The sequence below is a fragment of the Mesorhizobium sp. M0062 genome, from assembly GCF_040323125.1.
Lineage (GTDB): Bacteria > Pseudomonadota > Alphaproteobacteria > Rhizobiales > Rhizobiaceae > Mesorhizobium.
Map to the genome: position 1 here is coordinate 49,322 of NZ_JAMYUO010000005.1, position 20,527 is coordinate 69,848.

General features: G+C 62.1%; 23 protein-coding genes. 4 read left to right on the forward strand and 19 right to left on the reverse strand.

Translation table 11 applies throughout. From position 1 onward, the window contains the following. Window positions 1-14: 14 nt before the first annotated feature. The 10 genes from glpD to NKJ64_RS08145 form a co-directional block, all read right to left on the reverse strand. Window positions 15-1,535, reverse strand: a complete 1,521-nt coding sequence (glpD, locus tag NKJ64_RS08100) for a glycerol-3-phosphate dehydrogenase (protein WP_023815792.1) — start codon at window positions 1,533-1,535, stop codon at window positions 15-17. A 117-nt stretch (window positions 1,536-1,652) separates the two neighbouring features. Then, entirely contained in the window at window positions 1,653-2,420 is a 768-nt protein-coding gene (locus NKJ64_RS08105) for a DeoR/GlpR family DNA-binding transcription regulator (RefSeq protein ID WP_023670971.1), read from the reverse strand. A 115-nt stretch (window positions 2,421-2,535) separates the two neighbouring features. Further along, the gene (locus NKJ64_RS08110) at window positions 2,536-2,982 is read right to left on the reverse strand and encodes a hypothetical protein (RefSeq protein WP_023693406.1); all 447 of its coding nucleotides are present in this window, start codon (window positions 2,980-2,982) and stop codon (window positions 2,536-2,538) included. A 14-nt stretch (window positions 2,983-2,996) separates the two neighbouring features. Then, on the reverse strand, window positions 2,997-4,412 hold the full coding sequence (locus NKJ64_RS08115) for a pyridoxal phosphate-dependent decarboxylase family protein (RefSeq protein ID WP_352462318.1): 1,416 nt from the start codon (window positions 4,410-4,412) through the stop codon (window positions 2,997-2,999). A gap of 89 nt (window positions 4,413-4,501) precedes the next feature. After that, a complete protein-coding gene (locus tag NKJ64_RS08120; RefSeq protein ID WP_023684646.1) occupies window positions 4,502-5,233 on the reverse strand; it encodes a proteasome-type protease in 732 nt (243 codons plus the stop codon). Window positions 5,234-5,265: 32 nt separating this feature from the next. Then, on the reverse strand, window positions 5,266-6,060 hold the full coding sequence (locus NKJ64_RS08125) for a transglutaminase family protein (RefSeq protein WP_023670966.1): 795 nt from the start codon (window positions 6,058-6,060) through the stop codon (window positions 5,266-5,268). Between the two features lie 85 nt (window positions 6,061-6,145). Then, on the reverse strand, window positions 6,146-7,087 hold the full coding sequence (locus NKJ64_RS08130; RefSeq protein WP_023693403.1) for an alpha-E domain-containing protein: 942 nt from the start codon (window positions 7,085-7,087) through the stop codon (window positions 6,146-6,148). A gap of 185 nt (window positions 7,088-7,272) precedes the next feature. Next, window positions 7,273-8,685, reverse strand: coding sequence for a circularly permuted type 2 ATP-grasp protein (locus tag NKJ64_RS08135; protein ID WP_023670964.1), 1,413 nt, complete (start codon window positions 8,683-8,685; stop codon window positions 7,273-7,275). Window positions 8,686-8,992: 307 nt separating this feature from the next. Then, window positions 8,993-9,229: an Lrp/AsnC family transcriptional regulator gene (locus tag NKJ64_RS08140; protein ID WP_023670963.1), complete on the reverse strand. Its 237-nt coding sequence runs from the start codon at window positions 9,227-9,229 to the stop codon at window positions 8,993-8,995. Window positions 9,230-9,297: 68 nt separating this feature from the next. After that, window positions 9,298-9,909: a DsbA family protein gene (locus NKJ64_RS08145; RefSeq protein ID WP_023693402.1), complete on the reverse strand. Its 612-nt coding sequence runs from the start codon at window positions 9,907-9,909 to the stop codon at window positions 9,298-9,300. Window positions 9,910-10,102: 193 nt separating this feature from the next. On the opposite strand from NKJ64_RS08145, the gene NKJ64_RS08150 reads away from it, so the two are divergent. Continuing rightward, the gene (locus NKJ64_RS08150; protein ID WP_023684643.1) at window positions 10,103-10,525 is read left to right on the forward strand and encodes a DUF4864 domain-containing protein; all 423 of its coding nucleotides are present in this window, start codon (window positions 10,103-10,105) and stop codon (window positions 10,523-10,525) included. A 6-nt stretch (window positions 10,526-10,531) separates the two neighbouring features. Here NKJ64_RS08150 and tgt read toward each other — a convergent pair whose 3' ends face one another. The 7 genes from tgt to coaD form a co-directional block, all read right to left on the reverse strand. Then, complete coding sequence (tgt, locus tag NKJ64_RS08155; RefSeq protein ID WP_023715836.1) at window positions 10,532-11,662, reverse strand: tRNA guanosine(34) transglycosylase Tgt; 1,131 nt, start codon at window positions 11,660-11,662, stop codon at window positions 10,532-10,534. Next, a complete protein-coding gene (locus NKJ64_RS08160; protein WP_023684641.1) occupies window positions 11,655-11,924 on the reverse strand; it encodes a hypothetical protein in 270 nt (89 codons plus the stop codon). Before NKJ64_RS08160 ends, tgt begins: the two co-directional genes overlap by 8 nt. Next, entirely contained in the window at window positions 11,914-13,002 is a 1,089-nt protein-coding gene (gene queA, locus NKJ64_RS08165; RefSeq protein WP_023834129.1) for a tRNA preQ1(34) S-adenosylmethionine ribosyltransferase-isomerase QueA, read from the reverse strand. The genes NKJ64_RS08160 and queA overlap by 11 nt, the downstream gene beginning before the upstream one ends. Next, a complete protein-coding gene (locus NKJ64_RS08170; protein ID WP_023684639.1) occupies window positions 13,002-13,451 on the reverse strand; it encodes a DMT family transporter in 450 nt (149 codons plus the stop codon). The genes queA and NKJ64_RS08170 overlap by 1 nt, the downstream gene beginning before the upstream one ends. A gap of 12 nt (window positions 13,452-13,463) precedes the next feature. Continuing rightward, on the reverse strand, window positions 13,464-13,976 hold the full coding sequence (locus tag NKJ64_RS08175; protein WP_023693397.1) for a peptidylprolyl isomerase: 513 nt from the start codon (window positions 13,974-13,976) through the stop codon (window positions 13,464-13,466). A gap of 43 nt (window positions 13,977-14,019) precedes the next feature. After that, the gene (locus NKJ64_RS08180) at window positions 14,020-14,514 is read right to left on the reverse strand and encodes a peptidylprolyl isomerase (protein ID WP_245260126.1); all 495 of its coding nucleotides are present in this window, start codon (window positions 14,512-14,514) and stop codon (window positions 14,020-14,022) included. A 169-nt stretch (window positions 14,515-14,683) separates the two neighbouring features. Further along, a complete protein-coding gene (gene coaD, locus NKJ64_RS08185; protein ID WP_023670954.1) occupies window positions 14,684-15,184 on the reverse strand; it encodes a pantetheine-phosphate adenylyltransferase in 501 nt (166 codons plus the stop codon). Between the two features lie 194 nt (window positions 15,185-15,378). Between coaD and NKJ64_RS08190 the strand changes: the two genes are divergently transcribed. Next, the gene (locus NKJ64_RS08190) at window positions 15,379-15,525 is read left to right on the forward strand and encodes a hypothetical protein (protein WP_023700785.1); all 147 of its coding nucleotides are present in this window, start codon (window positions 15,379-15,381) and stop codon (window positions 15,523-15,525) included. Window positions 15,526-15,582: 57 nt separating this feature from the next. Here the strand turns inward: NKJ64_RS08190 and gyrA are convergent, their stop codons facing one another. Beyond that, window positions 15,583-18,372 carry a DNA gyrase subunit A gene (gene gyrA / locus NKJ64_RS08195; protein ID WP_352462320.1) on the reverse strand — a complete coding sequence of 930 codons (2,790 nt, stop codon included), beginning with the start codon at window positions 18,370-18,372 and terminating at the stop codon, window positions 15,583-15,585. Between the two features lie 222 nt (window positions 18,373-18,594). Then, entirely contained in the window at window positions 18,595-19,446 is an 852-nt protein-coding gene (locus tag NKJ64_RS08200; protein WP_352462322.1) for a helix-turn-helix transcriptional regulator, read from the reverse strand. A gap of 87 nt (window positions 19,447-19,533) precedes the next feature. On the opposite strand from NKJ64_RS08200, the gene NKJ64_RS08205 reads away from it, so the two are divergent. Then, window positions 19,534-20,070, forward strand: coding sequence for a hypothetical protein (locus NKJ64_RS08205; protein WP_352462323.1), 537 nt, complete (start codon window positions 19,534-19,536; stop codon window positions 20,068-20,070). Window positions 20,071-20,103: 33 nt separating this feature from the next. Further along, window positions 20,104-20,481 carry a VOC family protein gene (locus NKJ64_RS08210; protein WP_352462409.1) on the forward strand — a complete coding sequence of 126 codons (378 nt, stop codon included), beginning with the start codon at window positions 20,104-20,106 and terminating at the stop codon, window positions 20,479-20,481. Window positions 20,482-20,527 lie beyond the last annotated feature (46 nt).

Here is a 20,527-nt window from a genome sequence, read left to right on the forward strand (position 1 = left end):
ATCAATCGCCTTCCCTATTCCGCTGCCGCGACATGGCGCCGGCTTATGCCGCGCATGAATTCGTCAAGCGCCGAGGCCTGTTCGCGGCTGAGATGCAGACCGCGCTTGGTGCGACGCCACAATACATCTTCGGCGGTCAGCGCCCATTCGTTTTCGCTGAGGTAGCGTACCTCGGCCTCATAGAGATCGGCGCCGAAATTGCGGCCGAGATCGGCGTTCGACTTGGCGAGGCCGAGCAGCACTTGCGCGCGCGTGCCGTAAAGCCTGGTCAACCGACGCGCCAGGCGCTGGTCGAGGAAAGGATAGGCGCTCTTCAGCTTCGCCACCTGGGCGTCGAAACCGGTGGCCGGGAAATCGCCGCCTGGCAAGGGCGCGTTCGCCGTCCACGGCTTGCCGCGCTTGCCGAGAAAACCTTCGATCTTTTCCAGCATCGATTCCGACAGCCGGCGGTAGGTGGTGATCTTGCCGCCGAAAGCGTTGACGATCGGCGCCTTGCCCTCGCCGCCATCGGCTTTCAACACATAGTCGCGGGTCGCTTCCTGCGCCTTCGAAGCGCCGTCGTCGTAGAGCGGGCGCACGGCCGAATAGGTCCAGACGATGTCGGGGCGCGTCACGGCTTCAGCAAAATATTCGCTCGCCGCCGCGCAGAGATAGTCGATCTCGGTGTCGCTGATCTTCACGTCATGCGGATCGCCGGGATAGTCGCGATCGGTGGTGCCGATCAGCGTAAATTCTTCCTCGTAAGGGATGGCGAAGATGATGCGCCCGTCCTTGTTCTGGAAGAAGTAGGCGCGCGGATCATCGAATTTCTTTTTGATGACGATATGACTGCCCTGCACCAGGCGCACATTGTGCACGTCGTTCTGGCCCACGGTGGTCGACAGGACGTGGTCGACCCATGGACCGGCGGCATTGACCAGCAGCCGGGCCTTGACCTCGTCGGCATCTCCCGTCCGCACGTCTTCCACGCGGATCGCCCATAGATCGGCTTCGCGCCGCGCCCCGACGACTTTCGTGCGGGTGCGGATGGTGGCGCCGCGGTCGGCGGCGTCACGCGCGTTCAACGCCACCAGCCGGGCATCGTTGACCCAGCCGTCCGAGTACTCGAAGGCCTTGTGAAACAGCGGCTTCAGCGGCTTGCCCGCCGGATCCTTGGACATGTCCAGTGTCCGGGTCGCCGGCAGCAATTTGCGGCCACCAATATGATCGTAGAGGAACAGGCCGAGCCGGATCAGCCAGGCCGGGCGCAGGCCCTTGGCATAGGGCAGCACGAAGCGCATCGGCCAGATGATGTGCGGCGCGTTCTTCCACAGAACCTCGCGCTCCATCAGCGCCTCGCGCACCAGCCGGAACTCGTAGAATTCGAGGTAGCGCAGACCGCCGTGGATCAGCTTGGTCGAGCCGGAGGAGGTTCCGCTGGCAAGATCGTTCATCTCGGCGAGAAATACCGAAAAGCCCCGCCCAACGGCGTCGCGGGCGATGCCGCAGCCATTGATGCCGCCACCGATGACGAAGATGTCACGGACTGCGTCCACAAATCCCTCCCGCGATTTCGCATTGCAGCATTTTTGAGTTGTTACGAAACCGTATCGGGATTATTTCGAAATAAGAACGAATGTCAAACGAAATGTAACGGGACCGTGATCGATAGCCTAGCCGAGCGACGTTTCGATCAATTGAACCTCCGCTTCCTCGCAGATCTTACGCACCGACGGGATGTCGCAACGGTCGGTGATGAAGGTGTTGACTTGCGAGAGATGGCCGATGCGAACCGGCGCGGTGCGTTCGAACTTGGTCTGGTCGGAGACCAGGATGACATGCCTGGCATTGGCGATAATGGCTTGCGCCACTTTCACTTCGCGAAAGTCGAAATCGAGCAACGCGCCGTCATGGTCGATGGCCGAGGCGCCGATCACCGCATAGTCGACCTTGAACTGCCTGATGAAATCGACCGCGGCCTCGCCGACAACGCCGCCGTCGGAGCCACGCACGACGCCGCCGGCGATTACCACCTCGATCGAAGGATAGATGCGCATCCTGTTGGCAACATTGATATTATTGGTGATGACCATCAGCCCGGTATGGTCGAGCAGCGCCTTGCTGACCGACTCGGTCGTGGTGCCGATGTTGATGAACAGGGAGGCGTTGTCGGGTATCAGCCTGGCCGCCGCGCGGCCGATGGCCTCCTTCTCGTCGGCGGCAATCTTGCGGCGCGCCTCATACTCCATGTTCTCGATGCCGGACGGGAACAGGGCCCCGCCATGGATGCGCGTCAGCAGCCGCTGGTCGCAGAGATCGTTGAGGTCCTTGCGGATGGTCTGTGGCGTCACGTTGAAATGCGTGGCGAGGTCATCGACCAGCACACGGCCATGGTCCTTCGCCATCTGGATGATCTCGGCATGGCGCGGCGACAAATACACTGAGAACCTCCCGTTTTCGTTTTTCTTGTTTGTAGCTGAAAACGAAAGCAATGAAAAGGGAGACGCCGGCTAATGAAATATCGATGATTGCAAAGGCGAACCGGGCAGATACGGCTCAGACCCGCTCCGCCACCTTGCGGGTGACAGCCGCGACTTTACCTGGCGAGCGGATCATCAGGAAATTGCCGGACCAGTATCCCGGGATCCGCCAAGTGCCTTTGATCTCGGTTGCATCACCGTTGATGATGCCGCTGTAGTGAATCGGGTGCGCCTTCAATTCGGCCTTGTCGTATGTCTTGGTAAAGGAGACGGCGTTGCCCTCTCGCTGCCCCTGCAGGCTTGCGTATCTTGCCGTGCTGGTCGCCGCCGGTTCGTGGGTCATCCCCGTCAAGCTGGTTGCCGTCTCGATCAGCGTTGCAACGAAGGAAACCGGCGGCAGTTCGCGCGGATAGAAATAGCGCCCGCTCCAGACGCCCGTCAGATTCTGGCTAACCCCTTCGGCCCTTCCGGCCATATGCTTGCTCGCAAGTCCTTGCTGGCTTGCCCCGGCGGCGGCAACCACCCGGGCAATCCCTGTCAGTCCTTCGGGGATCTTGCACACTCGCAGATGACAGTGAAGGCGGTATCGACATCGGCCGCGGTTGTCTCGAACTGGCCTGCCTGGAAGCGGATGGCGACCCGGCCATCGACACGCGTCTGCGTCAGGTAGATACGGCCGTCATTGTTGATGGCGTCGACCAGACGCAAATTGTGCTCGTCGCAGTCAACGCCGGATGCGGCGCGATGCCGGAACGAGAACAGCGACAGCATCGGCTGGCTGGCGAGCTCGAAATCCTCCTCCTCGGCCAGGCGCCCGGCTATGCCTTCGCTCCAGGCGACGTGATTGCGGATCATGGTGCGCAGCGCCTCGAGGCCATGGGCGCGCAGCAGGAACCACAGCTTCAGCGCCCGGAAGCGACGGCCGAGAGGCACCGACCATTCGGAGTAGTTGATGATGCCGTCATGACCGCGAGTTTTCAGATAGTCCGGCTTGATCGCCAGCGTGCGCACGAGATCCTCCGGCTGGCGGACGAACTGGATCGAGCAGTCGAATTGCGCGCCCAGCCATTTGTGCGGGTTGAAGACGATCGAGTCCGCGCCCTCGACACCGGTCCAGAAATGCCGGTATTCCGGACAGATCATCGCCGATCCGGCCCAGGCGGCGTCGATATGCAGATAGAGCCCCTGGCGTTTGGCCACCGCGGCCACTTCAGCGATGTCGTCGGTGCCGCCGGTGCTGGTGCCGCCGACGCACGCGATGATGCCGGCCGGCAATAGGCCGGCCGCGCGGTCGGCAACAATCGCCGCTTCCAAAGCCGCGGTATCCATGGCGCGGTAGGTGCCGGCGACGGGAATGCGGACGAGGTTTTCCTCGCCAATGCCGGCGACCCAGATGGCGCGGTCGATCGAGGTGTGCACCTGGTCGGAGGAATAGACGCGCAGCCTGCCCTGCCCGGAAAGACCCTTCTTGTTGCCCTGCCAGTCGAGCGTGCGCTCCCGCATGGTCAACACGGCGGCCAGCGTCGCCGATGATGCGGAGTCCTGGATCACGCCGGAAAAGCCTTCGGGCAGGCCGAGCGCCTGGCGCATCCAGTCGACGATGCGCGTCTCAAGCTCTGTCGCCGCCGGCGAAGTCTGCCACAGCATGCACTGCGCGGCCATCGCAGAGACCAGATATTCGGCAACCACCGAGACGGGTGCTGCATTGGCCGGGAAATAAGCAAAGAAACGCGGATGCTGCCAATGCGTCATGCCGGGCACGATCTTGGCTTCGAAATCGGCGAAGATCGTCTCCATCGATTCCGCGGCCTCCGGCGGAGAAGCTTCGATGCTCCTGAAGATCTCGCCCGGCGCTATGGCAGGTCGCACGGGCCGATCGCGAAGGCCGGCGCGGTAATCAGCGCCCCAGTCGGCGGCGCGCCTCGACCAGTCGCGGAATTGCTCGTTGTCCATGGATCCTCCCGACGCGCCGATCAGCCAGCCGTTTGAATTTTGATTAACATGTTAAATAGAGACAGGCAACCGCGACGAAGGTTCCCGCGCTACCCCGGAAAATCCGGCAGGCTGGCAAAGGCCGTCTTCAACGCGTTCGACCAGCCTTCGGAAATAGCACGATAATATCGATCGTCCTGGCCGATGCGCTTTTTCAAACCCACCGTGAACGTGTCCTCCTCCAGGAACAGCAGGTCGAGAGGCAGGCCGACGGACAGGTTCGATTTCAGCGTCGAATCGAACGATACCAGCAAGAGCTTGACCGTTTCAGCCAGGCTCATCGTCCTTTCATAGGCACGGATGATGATCGGCTTGCCGTATTTGGTCTCGCCGATCTGGAAGAACGGCGTGTCGTCGGTCGATTCGATGAAATTGCCCTCGGGATAGATCATGAACAGCCGTGGCGGGCTGCCCTTGATCTGGCCGCCGAGGATGAAGGAGGCGTTGAAATAGGAATCCGCCTTTTCGCCGGCAGGCGACGAGCTGGCGATGACTTCCTTGACGGTGTCGCCGACCAGCCGCACCGTCTGGTACATGGATGGGGTCTCGAGCAGCGTCGCGTGGCGTTCCGCCACCGCCTTGGTGCGCTCGTCGAGCAGGCTGACCACGGCCTGCGTCGTAGCCAGATTGCCGGCCGACATCAGTACGATGACGCGCTCGCCTGGCTCTTCCCAGACATGCATCTTCTTGAAAGTGGAGATCGAATCCATCCCTGCATTGGTGCGCGTGTCCGACATGAACACGAGCCCACGATCGATCTTGAGGCCGACGCAATAAGTCATGGAATCTCTTCAGGCAGCAATCTTGCCGGAGACTACTGCTCTACCGTGACGGTGACTGCAAGCTGTTCCTCCGCCTGTCCCAGTCGAATTCCCGACACCGGCGAGGCGTCGCGATAATCACGGCCGGTGGCTACCCTGACATAGCGTTCATCGGGGGAAATGCCGTTGGCGGCGTCGAAGGCGACCCAGCCGAGACCCTGAACATGGGCTTCGGCCCAGGCATGGCTTGCCGCCTGCTCGATGGCCGCATCCATCATCAGATAGCCACTGACATAGCGGGCCGGAAAACCCATGACGCGGGCTGCGGTGACAAAGATGTGGCTGTGATCCTGGCAAACGCCGGTCTTCAGCGCCAATGCCTCTTCCGCCGGGGTCGTCACGCTGGTGGTGCCCGGCGTGTAGGCGACGCGCTCGACGATCAGCGCCATCAGCCGATGCAGCCTTTCGATGTCGGTACCTTTGCCGACCGCCGCGGCAAGCTCGCTTATGCCCTCGCCGGGGATGGTCAAAGCTGTCTCCTGGCTGAACAGCCACAGCGGCGCAAAGCCGTGATGCGGACCCGAGACGCCCGCTGTGTCGCGCGTGACAACCTCGCCGGAGGCCTCGACGGTGATGAAGTCGCGCTCGCCCTCGACGCTCAACAGCCTGTTATCGTTGCCGAAATGGTCGTTAAAGCGGACTTCCTCGCGCGCGCCCTCGATCTTCAGCGCCCAGGACAGCACGGTCTGCGTCGGGCCACTGACCGGTAACAGGCGTAGCCGCTGCAACAGATAGTGCACCGGCGCGTCGTAGCGGTATTCGGTACGGTGGGTGATCTTGAGCCGCATGCCTATTTTCCGTTTGTAAGCATGATCTTATCCGAAAACCGGGTCCCACTTGTCGCTAGCGCGGCCCTCCGGTTCGCGATCATGCTCAATTGAACCGGTAATCTTGTGCGATCTCTTCGCCAAGCTTGGTGTTGTCTTGAATGAACCTGGCCAGGAATTCGTGCAGGCCGGCGTCGAATATGTCCTTGATCGACCCTGCCTGCAGCATCGCCTGTGTCCTGTCGACGGTGGCGTGGCAGGCATGACGGTCGCCATAGTCGTCGCCGAGGAACTTCAGATGCTCGGCAAGAAAACGATAACAGAAGGTCAGCGAACGCGGCATGCGCACATTGAGGATCAGATAGTCGGCAATGTTGGTGGGTTTGTAGTCGGCCTCATAGACCCAGCGATAGGAACGGTGCGCCGACACCGAGCGCAGGATCGATTCCCATTGGTAGTTGTCGAGGCTCGAGCCGACCCAGGAGATCGACGGCAGCAGCACGTAGTATTTCACGTCGAGGATGCGTGCCGTGTTGTCGGCCCGCTCGACATAGGTGCCGAGTTGTGAGAAGTCGAAGATCTCGTTGCGCAGCATCGTGCCGTAGAACGAGCCGCGGATCAGCGCCGTCTCGCGTTTGATGGCGTCGAGCACACTCGGCAGGTCGCGCTCGTCGATCGGCTTTGCCAGCATGCGCTTCAGGGCCATCCAGGCTTCGTTGATGCTCTCCCAGGTCTCGCGCGTCAGCGCGGTGCGCACCATGCGGGCATTGTTGCGAGCGGTCTCGATCGCCGACATCGTGCTCGACGGGTTCGAGGTGTCGCGCAGCAGGAAGTCGGCGACATTGGCGGCGGTGTAGTCCTTGTATTTCTGCGTGAAGGTGACGTCGGAGCCGGCGCTGAGCAGCACCGAATTCCACTCTTCCGACGCGCTCTGGGTGCGGGTCAGCGCCATGCGAAGGCCGGCATCGACCAGACGCGCCATGTTTTCCGCCCGCTCGATATAACGGTTCATCCAGTAGAGCCCGTTGGCGGTGCGGCCGAGAAGCATGGCAAGACCCTTCGGACTAGTGAGTAGGGAATAGTGAGTAGGGATTAGTAAGCATTTGATTCTCTGTGGAATATGGCATTTCTTGTCCCTCTACTGCCTACTGCCTACTGCCTACTGCCTACTGCCTACTGCCTACTGCCTACTGCCTACTGCCTACTGCCTACTGCCTACTGTCTACTGTCTACCTAATCGTCCAACACCCACGTATCCTTCGTCCCGCCGCCTTGCGAGGAATTCACGACCAACGACCCCTCCTTCAGCGCCACCCGCGTCAAGCCGCCGGGAACGATCTGGATTCGGTCGGAGACCAGAACATAGGGCCTGAGATCGACATGGCGCGGCGACAGGCCTTTTTCGGTCAGGATCGGGCAAGTCGACAGCGCCAGCGTCGGCTGGGCGATGTAGTTGGAGGGCTTCGCCTGCAGCTTCTTGGCGAAATCCTGGCATTCCTTCTTGGTCGCAGCCGGGCCGACCAGCATGCCGTAGCCGCCGGAGCCGTGCACTTCCTTGATGACCAGCTCATGGATGTGTTCGAGCACGTATTTCAGGCTGTCGGGCTCCGAGCAGCGCCAGGTCGGGATGTTGCCGAGGATGGCTTTGCGGCCGGTGTAGAACTCGACGATGTCGGGCATGTAGGAATAAATCGCCTTGTCGTCGGCGATGCCGGTTCCCGGCGCGTTGGCGATGGTGATGTTGCCGGCGCGGTAGACGTCCATGATGCCGGGCACGCCAAGGGCCGAGTCCGGCCGGAAGGTCAGCGGATCGAGGAAGGAATCGTCGACGCGCCGGTAAAGCACGTCGATCTGCTTGTAGCCTTCGGTCGTGCGCATAGCGACGTGGCCGTCTACAACGCGCAGATCCTGGCCTTCGACCAGTTGCACGCCCATCTGGTCGGCGAGGAAGGCATGTTCGAAATAGGCGGAGTTGAAGCTGCCCGGTGTCAGCACGGCAATGGTCGGTGCACCCTTGGTGCTTTGCGGCCGCACTGCCGCCAGCGACTGGCGCAGCAATTGCGGATAATTCTCCACCGGCCGCACCTTGATCTGCTGGAACAGCTCGGGAAAGAGCTGCATCATCGTCTCGCGGTTCTCCAGCATGTAGGAGACGCCCGACGGCGTGCGCGCATTGTCCTCCAGCACGTAGAACTCGTTCTCGGAGATGCGGACGATATCGACGCCGATAATGTGGGTGTAGACGCCGGCCGGTGGCCGCACTCCGATCATTTCCGGCAGGAACGCCTCGTTCCTGGCGATCAGCTCCCTCGGCACGCGGCCGGCGCGCAGGATTTCCTGGCGGTGGTAAATGTCGTCGAGGAAAGCGTTCAGCGCCTGCACGCGCTGCTCGATGCCTTGCGTCAGCCTTCGCCATTCATTGCCGGAGATGATGCGCGGCACGATGTCGAAGGGGATCAGCCGCTCGGAGGCTTCCTGCTCGCCATAGACGGCGAAGGTAATGCCGGTCTTGCGGAAGACGCGCTCGGCGTCCTGCATCTTTTCGGTAAGCCTGGCCGGGTCCTGCTCCTTCAGCCAGCGGTCGTAAGCCGTATACGGTTGTCTAAGCCCGGAAACTTCCGGAAGCATTTCATCGAACGCTGCCAATCGCATACTCCCCTGTGACGCCATTTCACTGGCGTCGCGGGAGAAAATCAAGCGCAATCGGTGATTTGGAGGATATCGGCGATCAGTATGTTCCGACTGCCCAAAATTCGGGCAGTCGGAACAGGACCTTAATCAGGCTCTGCCTTGTCGCCGGGCAAGTGCCTGATGCGGCTCTAGCAGTTCACCGGGCAAGTGCCTGATGCGGCCATAGCAGTTCACCGTTTCATGGAAACGGCGACCTGCCATGGCTTTTTGCTTTGCCGCAATTCCGGACGGAAAACCGCTTCACACTTTTCCTGGAATTGCTTTAGAATGCGCGGAAAGTGACGACCGTGAAGGTGTCCTTGATTCCGGGAATAATCTGCACTTTCTCGTTGACGAAGTGGCCGACATCTTCCTCGTCGTCGACGTAGAATTTGGCAAGCAAGTCGTAATTGCCGGCGGTCGAGTAGATCTCCGAGGCGATTTCGGCATCGGCGAGCGCGCTGGCGACCTCATAGGACTTGCCCAGATCGCACTTTATCTGCATGAAAAACGTCTTCATTGCCGGTCCCGATCAAGCTTCAGCACTCAAGCGGCCCTTGTGGCAGACTGCCGCCCGGCTTTCAAGCATCAGGCGGAGCGGGCCTTGGCGACGGCTTGTCTCAGTTCGGACACGGGCATGCCGCGCCGGTACAGGTTGCCGCCGATGACCAGGGCTGGCGTGCCGCGCAGCTTGAAAGCCGTCGCCTGGGCTTCGGTGCGGACAAGGGCAGCGTCGATGTCGGGTTCACGGATGGCGAGGTCGGCACGCACCATCGCCACATCGACACCGACGGAAGAAAGGATGTCGTTGGTGCGGCGTTCCGAAAGGCCGCGCTGGTTGGTCATCAGCGCATCGACCGCCGCGCCATAGTGTTCGCCGCTCAGCAGCGTCACCCGCGCCGCGTCGCGCGACACGTCGCCGAAGATCGGCCAGTCCTTCATCACAAGCCGGACGCCGTTGTCCTCTTCCATCAACTTCTTCAGTTCGACGAAGACGAGCTTGCAGATCGGGCATTGATAGTCGACGAATTCGGCGATGGTGACGTCGCCATCGGGGTTGCCGAGCGCTGGAATGGCGGGATCGAAGGCGACTTCCGTGACAGTCGGCCCGGTGCTTGCCCAGGCGGGCAAGGGAGCCAAAACTGCGAGGCTTGCCGCGCCCTTCAGCAAAAGGCGCCGGTCGATCGGCTGCTTGAACATGGTCGTCCCCTGGTTGCGCGAACGGGTCCCCACCCGTCCCTACGATGCGCGCCCCGCGTTAAAGGAGGCTTAAGCATGATCATGTGGCACTTGCGTGGCGAATATTGCGGTTGCTGAAACCGTGAGGCTCCGCAAACCGTATGGTATGATGCGTCCCGGGACAGGTTTTGTTGGGGGACAATGGAGACAGGCCATGCGCCGCACCGCATTCGCAGTTGTTTCATTGCTGTTCGCGTTGTTCGTGTCGGCAGCCCTTGCCGGCGACGCCGAAGTCAAGGCCGGCCAGGCCGTCATCGATGGTCAGTTGAAGGCGCTCATCGCCAATGATGGCGCCAAGGCGTACAGTTTCGCCGCTCCAAATGTGAAGCGCATCTTTCCGACCGTCGACACCTTCATGAACATGGTGACCAACGGCTATCCGCCGGTGCGCCAGCCGCAGAGCTATTCCTTCGGCAAGGTCGAGCAGATGGGGCCAACTTCGCTAATCCAGCAAGTGCTGATCGTTGGGCCCGACGGCAAGGACTATGAGGCGGTCTACACGCTGGAACAGCAGCCCGACGGCAGCTTTCAAATCACCGGCTGCAGCTTGCGCGCTGCGAATTCGCTCAGCACCTAGATGTGCTTATAGCACCGGAATATCGCCCCTCGCCCATCCCTCTGAAATGTCTGATGTGTGCGCCTCGAAGGCCTTTGCCTCGATCGCGGCGCGAATGTCCTGCATCAGCTTCTGATAGTAAGACAGGTTGTTCCAGGTCAGAAGCATCGCGCCCAGCGCCTCCTGCGAGCGCACGAGATGATGCAGATAGGCGCGTGAATAGTCGCGTGCCGCCGGGCAGTCACTCTCCTCGTCCAGCGGCCGCGGATCGTCCGCATGGCGGGCATTCCTGAGATTGACCTTGCCGCGCCTGGTATAGGCCAGGCCATGGCGGCCGGCGCGGGTCGGCATCACGCAGTCGAACATGTCGATGCCGCGCGCCACCGATTTCACGATGTCGTCCGGCGTGCCGACGCCCATGAGATATCGAGGCTTGTTGTCAGGCAATTCCGGACAGGTGATCTCCAGCATATCCAGCATCACCGCTTGCGGCTCGCCGACGGCCAGGCCGCCGACGGCATAGCCCTTCAGCTCCATCGCGCTCAGCGCCTGCGCCGAGCGCACCCTGAGTGCTGCGTTGTCGCCACCCTGGACGATGCCGAACATGGCCTTGCCGGGCTGGTCGCCGAACGCTGTCTTGCAGCGCTCGGCCCAGCGCAGCGACAGCTCCATCGCGCGCTCGATCTGCTTGAGGTCGGCCGGCAGCGCTGTGCATTCGTCGAGCTGCATCTGGATGTCGGAATCGAGCAGGCCCTGGATCTCGATCGAGCGCTCCGGCGACATCTCGTAGGCAGCGCCGTCAATGTGCGAGCGAAAGGTGACGCCCTTCTCGGTCAATTTTCTGAGCTTCGACAGCGACATGACCTGAAAACCCCCACTGTCGGTCAGGATCGGCTGTGGCCAGCGGGCGAACTCATGCAGGCCGCCAAGCCGCGCCACGCGCTCGGCGCCTGGCCGCAGCATAAGATGATAGGTATTGCCCAGAATGACGTCGGCGCCGACGCCGCGCACCTGGTCCATATACATGGCCTTGACCGTGCCGCCGGTGCCGACCGGCATGAAGGCCGGCGTGCGGATTTCGCCGCGCGGCATGGTGATGGAACCGCGCCGCGCCTTGCCGTCGGTGGCGAGGATCTTGAAGGTGAATGTCTCAGCCATTGAATTCCTTGTCATGGACAGGCGCGCCTGGCGCCTGCCTGTCGAGCGACTGGCGGTATTGGATGCAGCCGCGCATGAATTTCGGCCATGGCGGCACGGCAATCGATGGATCGGTCTTTTCCGGCAGCAGGTCCCACAGGTTGGGATGATGCCAGCATAAATCATGGCCGGTAGAATCTCGGTGCTGGCGAATGCCGGCACGCAATTTCTTCACTTCGGCGATCAGGCTTTCGCGATCAAAGGCCTGCAGGTCATCGTCCATCGCTCATCTCCGCTCGATAAAGCAGGCTTGCATCTCCGTAGGAATAGAACCTGTAATCGTTCCCGATGGCATGAGCATAGGCCGCACGCATCGTATCTAGGCCGCTGAAGGCCGAAACCAGCATGAACAGCGTCGAACGCGGCAGATGGAAATTGGTCATCAGCAGGTCGGCGGTCTTGAACCGATAGCCCGGCGTGATGAAGATGTCGGTCGGGCCGGACCAGGCGGTCAGCGAGCCATCAGGCCGTGCCGCGCTCTCCAGCAGGCGCAGCGAGGTCGTGCCGACAGCGATGATGCGCCCGCCCCGCGCCTTGGCGCCATTCAGAGCGTCGGCTGTTGCTTCGCTGACCGAGCCGGTCTCGGCATGCATCTTGTGGTCAGCGGTGTCGTCCGCCTTGACCGGCAGGAAGGTGCCGGCGCCGACATGCAAGGTGACGAAGCGGCGTTCGATGCCTTTTGCATCCAGCGCGGCAAACAGCTCCGGCGTAAAATGCAGGCCTGCGGTGGGGGCAGCGACTGCGCCCTCCTCCTTGGCATAGATTGTCTGGTAATCCGTCAGGTCGCGTGCGTCGTCGTCGCGCTTGGAGGCGATATAGGGGGGCAGCGGGATGTGGCCGACGGCGCGCAGCGCTTCGTCGAGAAATGGGCCGGAGAGGTCGAAGCCGAGCAACGCCTCGCCGGCGTCGCCCTTCTCGATCACCGTGGCGTCGAGTTGGCCGAGAAAACAGGAATTGCCGTCATGGCCGAAATGGATGCGGTCGCCGGCGGCGATGCGCTTGCCCGGCCGCATGAAGGCCAGCCAGCGGTCCGGCGCCATGCGCATATGCAGCGTGGCGTCGACCTGCGCCTGCGCTTCGCCGCGCCGCCTGATGCCTCTCAACTGGGCAGGAATGACCTTGGTGTCGTTGAAGACCAGCACGTCGCCCGTTCTGAGCAAGGACGGAAGGTCGCGCACCGCGCGGTCCGCAAAGTCTTCGCCTGGCCTGACCACCAGCATTCTGGCGCTGTCGCGCGGCTCGGCCGGGCGCAGCGCGATGCGCTCCTCCGGCAGGTCGAAGTCGAAGAGATCGACGCGCATCAGTAGAGCCGGACGAGCAGCGCTCCGGCCAACAGCAGCACCGCGCCGGCGATGCGGCCGAGCGAAATCTCGCGCACCGCCACGCCGAGAAAGCCGACGCGATCGATCAGCATGCCGGCCAGCAACTGGCCGGCAACCAGGAACGCCATCAACGCGGCTGCACCAATGCGCGGCGTAAGAATGGTTGACAGGGTAACATAGAAACCGCCGAGCATGCCGCCGGCGATGAACAGCCAAGGCGCCGGCGCCTTCCAGTCGAGCGAGATGTCCTGCAGCCGCACAACGGCAATGGAGATGATACCAAGCACGATCGCGCCCGACAGGAACGAAAACGCAGCAGCCGCGACCGGGAGCCCCAGGCCGCGCGCCAGCTGCGAGTTGATCGGCGCCTGGACGGCGATGAAGGCGCCTGACAGGATGCCGAGCAGCGACCAGACCAAGCCCATCATCTTCGTTTGTCCTTACCTGACGTCGGCCGCGACCTTCAGCGACACGATCTTGTCGGGATCGACCACCGGCTCGCCGCGCTTGATCTTGTCGACATTGTCCATGCCTTCGATGACCTGGCCCCAGACCGTGTACTGGCGGTTGAGGAAAGCGGCATCGTCGAAGCAGATGAAGAACTGCGAATTGGCCGAGTTCGGGTTCTGCGAACGGGCCATCGAGCAGGTGCCGCGGCCATGGTTGGCGTTGGAGAACTCAGCCTTCAGGTCCGGCTTTTCCGAGCCGCCCATGCCCGCACGCGAAGGCGCAAAGGTCGGCTTCGACGAATTGCCGAACTTCACGTCGCCGGTCTGCGCCATGAAGCCTTCGATGACGCGGTGGAAGACCACGCCGTCATAGGCGCCTTCGCGGGCCAGTTCCTTGATGCGGGCGACGTGGCCGGGAGCCAAATCGGGGAACAGTTCGATGACGACCTTGCCCTTGGTCGTTTCCAGGATGAGCGCGTTCTCGCGGTCCTTGATCTCAGCCATGTCGTATATCCTTTATCTCAGAAAACAGATTGATTTGATTGGTTTACTTGTCGGCGGCGATGCGTACCTTGATCATGCGGTCGGGCTCGCTGACCGTGCCGTTGTCGGCCTCGTCGCCCTTCTTGATCTTGTCCACCAGCTCCATGCCGCTGACGACACTGCCAACGATGGTGTACTGGCCATCGAGGTTCGGCGCCGGCGCGAACATGATGAAGAACTGCGAATTGGCGGAGTTCGGGTCCTGCGAGCGGGCCATGCCGAGCGTGCCGCGCTTGAAATGTTCGCTCTGCGAGAATTCGGCCGGCAGGTCGGGCAGGTCTGAACCGCCAGTGCCGACGGCCTCGGGGCTGAACCCCTTCTTCATGTTGCCGAACTTGACGTCGCCGGTCTGCGCCATAAAGCCGTTGATGACCCGGTGGAATGCGACATCGTTATAAGCGCCTTCACGCACCAGCTTCTTGATCTGCGCGACATGCTTGGGTGCCAGGTCGGGGCGTAGCGCGATGGTGACGTCGCCGTTCTTCAAGGTGATGACCATGGTGTTTTCCGGTTCGGCGGCGAAGGCCGAAACGGATGCGGTCACGAGACCGGCAAGCACGACGAGGAACGAGGCGAGCTTTTTCAGCTGCATAAGGGATCTCCGAAGGTCTTTGTTAGGGTGCATGTCGTTGCCCCAAAAACCGGCATCCACTTTGGGGCGACATGCACTATTTCGCGAATTTGGCGGTGAGCGCACCGGCAACGGCGGCCGGTACGAAGGGACGGATGTCTCCGCCCATCGAGGCTATCTGGCGCACAAGTGTGGCAGTAATGGTGCGTACCGATGGGCTGGCGGGCAGAAAAACCGTCTGCAGTTCCGGCGCCATGGTCTCGTTCATGCCAGCCATCTGCATCTCGTAATCGAGATCGGTGCCGTCGCGCAGGCCGCGGATCATGATCGAGGCGCCATGCTTGCGGGCCGCGTCGATGACCAGCCCGTCAAAGGCGACGACCTTGATCCGGTCGCCGTCGCGGCCAAATTCGGCCTTGGTCGCGGCCTCGATCAGCTTCACCCGTTCGTCGAAGGAAAACAGCGGCGTCTTGCCGGGGTGGGTGCCGATCGCCGCATAAACCGTGTCGGCGACAGCCAGCGATGCCTTCAGGACATCGAGATGGCCGTTGGTCAGCGGGTCGAAGGAGCCGGCATAAAGGGCGATGCGATCGGTCATGGGAGGTGCTTCTAGCGGGGCATTGGGCGGAAGGCAAATGCGATTGGGAACATCTGCGTGAACCTTTTCGCAGACATGAACGACAGATGAATGCCTTGATCACGAAGACTTCACGCCGCGTTCGCTAGTTTGCACTTCGGAAAATGAAACCAAAACCCGATCTAACCGTTGGATAGGCGCAGGAGAACACGCACATGCTGATCTACATGCTCGCCACCGCAATGACCGTCGCCATGCTGATCGCCACCGCATTCGGATTGCATAGCGAGGCAGAGCGCGTCCGTGTCCGCACAAAGCGGTTCGAAGGTTTCGGCGCTCGCTGGCCCCACCGTCACCCCTGATTTATTGCTAGTTTCTTGTTTGCGCCGGCCCATCGGGCCGGCGTTGTTGGTCAAAACCTATTCGGCGCTGTCCGGTACGGCATCTCCGGCGCCGGCCTCAATGACACCCTCTTCGACATCCTCGTCGGCCTGCGGCTCCGAAATCCGTTCGACCGAAACGACCTTCTCGCCTTCGGCGGTGTTGAAGATGGTCACGCCCTTGGTGGCGCGGCTGGCGAAACGGATACCGTTGACCGGCACCCGGATGACCGTGCCGCCATCCGAAACCAACATGATCTGGTCGTCATTGCCGACCGGGAAAGTCGCCACCAGCTGGCCGATCTCGGCCACCTTCGACACGTCGGTGGCGCGGATGCCTTTGCCGCCGCGTCCGGTCAGGCGGAAATCGTAGGATGACGAGCGCTTGCCGTAGCCATATTCGGTCACCGTCAGCACATACTGCTCATGCGCCTTGAGCTCTTCGTAACGGCTGTCGGAAAGCTCGGTCTCCTCGCCAATCTCCTCATTGGTGAGTGCAATCTCTTCTTCCTCGCCGGTCACCTCGGCGGCAAGCCGCCGCTCCAGTGCTGCCCGCTTGAGGTAGGCGGAGCGTTCCGCCGGTGAAGCATCGACATGCTCGATCACCGACATGGAGATGATGCGGTCGGTCTCGGCCATGCTTATGCCGCGCACGCCGACCGAATTGCGGCTCTGGAAGACGCGCACATCGCCAACGCGGAAGCGGATGCACTGGCCGGAGCTGGCGGTCAAAAGCACATCGTCATTGTCTGTGCAGGTCTCGACGCCGAGAATCTCGTCGCCCTCCTCCTCCAGCTTCATGGCGATCTTGCCATTGCGGTTGACCTGGACGAATTCGGACAGCTTGTTGCGGCGCACGGTGCCGCGCGTGGTGGCGAACATGACGTCGAGTTCGCCCCAGCTGGTCTCGTCCTCGGGCAGCGGCATGATGGTGGTGATGCGCTCGCCCTGCTCCAGCGGCAGCATGTTGATCAGCGCCTTGCCGCGCGACTGCGGATTGCCGATTGGCAGCCGCCAGACCTTTTCCTTGTAGACGATGCCGCGCGAGGAGAAGAACAGCACCGGCGTATGCGTGTTGGCCACAAACAGCCGGGTGACGAAATCCTCTTCCTTGGTCGACATACCGGAGCGGCCCTTGCCGCCGCGGCGTTGCGCCCGGTAGAGCGACAGCGGCACGCGCTTGATGTAGCCGGAATGGCTGACGGTGACGACCATGTCCTCGCGCTGGATCAGGTCCTCGTCTTCCATGTCGGCGCCGCCGTCGGTGAGCTCGGTGCGGCGCGGCGTGCCGAACTCGTCGCGCACGGCGGCAAGCTCGTCCTTGACGATCTGCTGGATGCGGGCGCGGGACGACAGAATATCGAGGTAATCCTTGATCTCGTCGCCGATGGTGTTCAGCTCGTCGGCGATTTCGTCACGGCCGAGCGCGGTCAGGCGCTGCAGGCGCAGTTCGAGGATTGCGCGCGCCTGTTCCTCGGAGAGGTTGTAGGTGCCATCCTCATTGATGCGATGGCGCGGATCGTCGATCAGCAGAATCAATGACTCCACGTCCCCGGAGGGCCAGCGCCGCTCCATCAACTGCTCGCGCGCCGTCTGCGGATCGGGCGCGGTGCGGATCAGCTTGATCACTTCGTCGATGTTGGCGACGGCGATGGCGAGGCCGACCAGCACGTGGGCGCGGTCGCGCGCCTTGCGCAGCAGGAATTTCGTGCGCCGGCTAATCACCTCTTCGCGGAAGCTGACAAACGCCTTCAGCATGTCGGTCAGGTTCATCACTTCCGGCTTGCCGCCGTTCAGCGCCACCATATTGGCGCCGAAGGAGGTCTGCAGCGGCGTGAAGCGGTAAAGCTGGTTGAGAATGACGTCGGCGACAGCGTCGCGCTTCAGCTCGATGACGACGCGGTAGCCCTGGCGGTCGCTTTCGTCGCGAATGTCGGAAATGCCTTCGATGCGCTTGTCGCGCACCAGCTCGGCCATTTTCTCGATCATCGAGGCCTTGTTCACCTGGTACGGGACTTCCGTGATGATGATCGATTCACGGTCGTTGCCGCGCTGTTCGACATTGACCTTGCCGCGCATGACGATGGAGCCACGGCCCGTCGCATAGGCGCTGTAGATGCCGGAACGGCCGAGCACGATGCCGCCGGTCGGGAAATCGGGACCCGGAATGATCTCCATCAGCGCCGGCAAGTCGATTGCCGGATTGTCGATGATGGCGATCGCGCCGTTGCAGATCTCGGCCAGATTATGCGGCGGAATGTTGGTGGCCATGCCTACGGCAATGCCGCCGGAACCGTTGACCAGAAGGTTGGGGAAGCGCGCCGGCAGCACCTTCGGCTCGGTATCGGAGGCGTCATAAGTCTCCTGGAAATCGACGGTTTCCTTGTCGATGTCCTCCAGCAGCTCATGTGCGACCTTGGTCAGCCGCGATTCGGTGTAGCGCATCGCCGCCGGCGGATCGCCGTCGATGGAGCCGAAATTACCCTGCCCGTCGATCAGCGGCACGCGCAGAGACCAGTCCTGCGCCATGCGCACCAAGGCGTCGTAGATCGAGGCGTCGCCATGCGGATGGTATTTACCCATCACGTCGGCGACCGGGCGGGCCGACTTCACATATTTGCGGTTCCAGTGGTAACCGCTCTCATGCGCCGCATAGAGAATGCGGCGGTGCACCGGCTTCAGGCCGTCGCGCACATCGGGCAGCGCACGGCTGACGATCACGCTCATGGCATAAGAGAGGTAGGAGCTCTGCATCTCCTCGATGATGGAGATGGGCTCGATGCCGGTGGGGCCGCCGTCGGCGCCGCGCGGGGGTTTTTGGTCGGTCAAATCGGATCACAATCTAATCAGGAATCACTGACCGCTTATATAGGAAGCACGGCCGAAACTCCAATATTCGTGGTGCTTTTCCAATGAGGATTTCAGTGGTAAATTCAAATGGATACCTCTGATCGCGACGATTTGGCCATAACGCATTCGCCGCCGCCAGGGCAAAAGCCTGCGGTGGACCGTTTTCCAAGCCAAGAGCGTATCTGGAGGCAGGCGGACGCATCAGCGGGTAGCCACCCGCCGGGCGCGATAGTCGCCAGGCGTCTCGCCCATGACGCGCCGGAAACGGCGGTTGAACGTCGACAAATCGTTGAAACCGGCCTCGAAGGCGATTGCCGAGATGGCATCGCCTGACATGCGCAGCCGCACCGCCGCGCGGTGCAGCCGGGTTCTCAGCAGAAACTGATAGGGCGTCATGCCGGCGACCTGCCGGAAGGTGCGCAGGAAATGATACGGGCTGGTCGCCGTCGCGCAGGCAAGCTCGGAAAGCGAGACCGGCCGGTCGGCATGGAGCTCGATCTGCCGCACCGCCTCGGCAACCCGTTTCTGGTCGCGGCGGCTCGGCGCTCGGACGCCCGGCACCGCATCGCTGGCCACAGGCAGTGCTGCGCCGGCAACTGCCAGTGCTGCGCCGGCAATTCGCAGGCCAAGCTCCTCAAAGGCGTCGATGTCGACCATCTCGCGCGCCGCTTCCGCCTCGGCCAGCAGCGATGCCAGCGCCGGCAAGGGCGGCATATGCGGCACGCGGAAGGCGAGCTTGCTCGCGCCGGGCACGTCGCTGGCGATGCGGTCGAGATAGGCCGGAGCGAAGTGGAAGGACAGGCAACGGTCGCCGGCGCCATGCTCATGCCCGCATTCATAGCAGGCGCCGACATTGCCGAGCAGGATCGCGCCCGGCGCCAGCATGGCGGCGCCTTGCCTGGTGCGGTAGCGGAAGGTGCCGCTGGTGACAGCGGCTACGCAGAAGGTGTCGTGCGCCTCCTCGAACGGGCGGTCGCCGGCGCCGGCCGTGCACAGCACGTCGGACACATGCCAGCCCTGCCCCGATGCCAGGTTTTGTTCGCTCGTCGTCATGGCTTGAAAGATAGCAATTTTTCCCAAGCGCGACACCCGGTCGGGGCCTATCGCTTGCAGCCTCCTGACATAACGAAGGCAGCAAGTATGATCGGTACATCCTCCTTTGCCGAAGCGCTCCACAGCGACGGTCCCAACCCCGGCCTGGCTGAAAAGCTTGATCTCTACGGCCGCTTCGTCGGCGCCTGGACATTCGATGCCACGCGCCATCTCGAGGACGGCACGGTTCTCACCGGAGGCGGCGAGGTGCATTTCGGCTGGGTCCTGGAAGGCAGGGCGATCCAGGATGTATGGATCCTGCCCGCGCGGGATGCCGGCCCCTCGCCTTCTCTCGGCAAATGGACTTTCTATGGCACAACGCTGCGGGCCTATGATCCCGGCTCGGATGCCTGGCACATCTTCTGGAGCGACCCGCGAAACCAATACTACAGCCGCCAGCTTGGTCGCGCCGAAGGCGACACAATTGTGCAGGTCGGCGCCGACGGCACTGGTTCCTCGGTTCGCTGGAGCTTTTCGCGCATCACCAAGGACGGCTTCCGCTGGCTCGGCGAGCGTTCGCACGACGATGGCAAGACATGGCGTCTCGAAGTCGAGTTCCTGGCGCGCCGCGTCGCCCAGGACTGATGACGCAACATATTGCAAAAAAGGTGAAAAAACATACTTGACCATGTCTCGATCGGTGTCCGCGACACCAACGTTTCGAAGCCCGTCTACGATGCCGCGCTAAAGCCGCTCGGTTATTCTTGCCTCGGCCAGTCGCCAGGCTCACTGGGTTATGGTGCGCAAGCCGTCGCGCTGTGGGTGAACGACGCGGAGCGGCCAGTGCCATCGGACGAGAAGTTCGGTCTGCATTTCTGCTTTAGCGCGCCGACGAGGCAGAGTGTCGTCGCCTTCCATGCCGCCGCCTTGCGTGCAGGCGGCAGCGACAATGGCGCGCCGGGCCTGCGCGCCGACTATGGCGAGGACTATTACGCTGCCTTCATCGTCGATCCCGACGGCTATCGCCTGGAGGCCTATTGCAACGCTGCCGCCTAACATAGCCGGCGTCTCCGGTATCGGCATCTCAGACGGTTCCCACCGG

Excerpts from the sequence above, each read along its gene's own strand:
- NKJ64_RS08115 (WP_352462318.1), bottom strand. The coding sequence starts at position 4,412 with ATGGACAACGAGCAATTCCGCGACTGGTCGAGGCGCGCCGCCGACTGG.
- NKJ64_RS08120 (WP_023684646.1), bottom strand. The coding sequence starts at position 5,233 with ATGACTTATTGCGTCGGCCTCAAGATCGATCGTGGGCTCGTGTTCATG.
- NKJ64_RS08125 (WP_023670966.1), bottom strand. The coding sequence starts at position 6,060 with ATGCGGCTCAAGATCACCCACCGTACCGAATACCGCTACGACGCGCCG.
- NKJ64_RS08130 (WP_023693403.1), bottom strand. The coding sequence starts at position 7,087 with ATGCTTCTCGGCCGCACCGCCAACGGGCTCTACTGGATGAACCGTTAT.
- NKJ64_RS08140 (WP_023670963.1), bottom strand. The coding sequence starts at position 9,229 with ATGAAGACGTTTTTCATGCAGATAAAGTGCGATCTGGGCAAGTCCTAT.
- NKJ64_RS08145 (WP_023693402.1), bottom strand. The coding sequence starts at position 9,909 with ATGTTCAAGCAGCCGATCGACCGGCGCCTTTTGCTGAAGGGCGCGGCA.
- NKJ64_RS08150 (WP_023684643.1), top strand. The coding sequence starts at position 10,103 with ATGCGCCGCACCGCATTCGCAGTTGTTTCATTGCTGTTCGCGTTGTTC.
- tgt (WP_023715836.1), bottom strand. The coding sequence starts at position 11,662 with ATGGCTGAGACATTCACCTTCAAGATCCTCGCCACCGACGGCAAGGCG.
- NKJ64_RS08160 (WP_023684641.1), bottom strand. The coding sequence starts at position 11,924 with ATGGACGATGACCTGCAGGCCTTTGATCGCGAAAGCCTGATCGCCGAA.
- queA (WP_023834129.1), bottom strand. The coding sequence starts at position 13,002 with ATGCGCGTCGATCTCTTCGACTTCGACCTGCCGGAGGAGCGCATCGCG.
- NKJ64_RS08170 (WP_023684639.1), bottom strand. The coding sequence starts at position 13,451 with ATGATGGGCTTGGTCTGGTCGCTGCTCGGCATCCTGTCAGGCGCCTTC.
- NKJ64_RS08175 (WP_023693397.1), bottom strand. The coding sequence starts at position 13,976 with ATGGCTGAGATCAAGGACCGCGAGAACGCGCTCATCCTGGAAACGACC.
- NKJ64_RS08180 (WP_245260126.1), bottom strand. The coding sequence starts at position 14,514 with ATGGTCATCACCTTGAAGAACGGCGACGTCACCATCGCGCTACGCCCC.
- coaD (WP_023670954.1), bottom strand. The coding sequence starts at position 15,184 with ATGACCGATCGCATCGCCCTTTATGCCGGCTCCTTCGACCCGCTGACC.
- NKJ64_RS08190 (WP_023700785.1), top strand. The coding sequence starts at position 15,379 with ATGCTGATCTACATGCTCGCCACCGCAATGACCGTCGCCATGCTGATC.
- NKJ64_RS08200 (WP_352462322.1), bottom strand. The coding sequence starts at position 19,446 with ATGACGACGAGCGAACAAAACCTGGCATCGGGGCAGGGCTGGCATGTG.
- NKJ64_RS08205 (WP_352462323.1), top strand. The coding sequence starts at position 19,534 with ATGATCGGTACATCCTCCTTTGCCGAAGCGCTCCACAGCGACGGTCCC.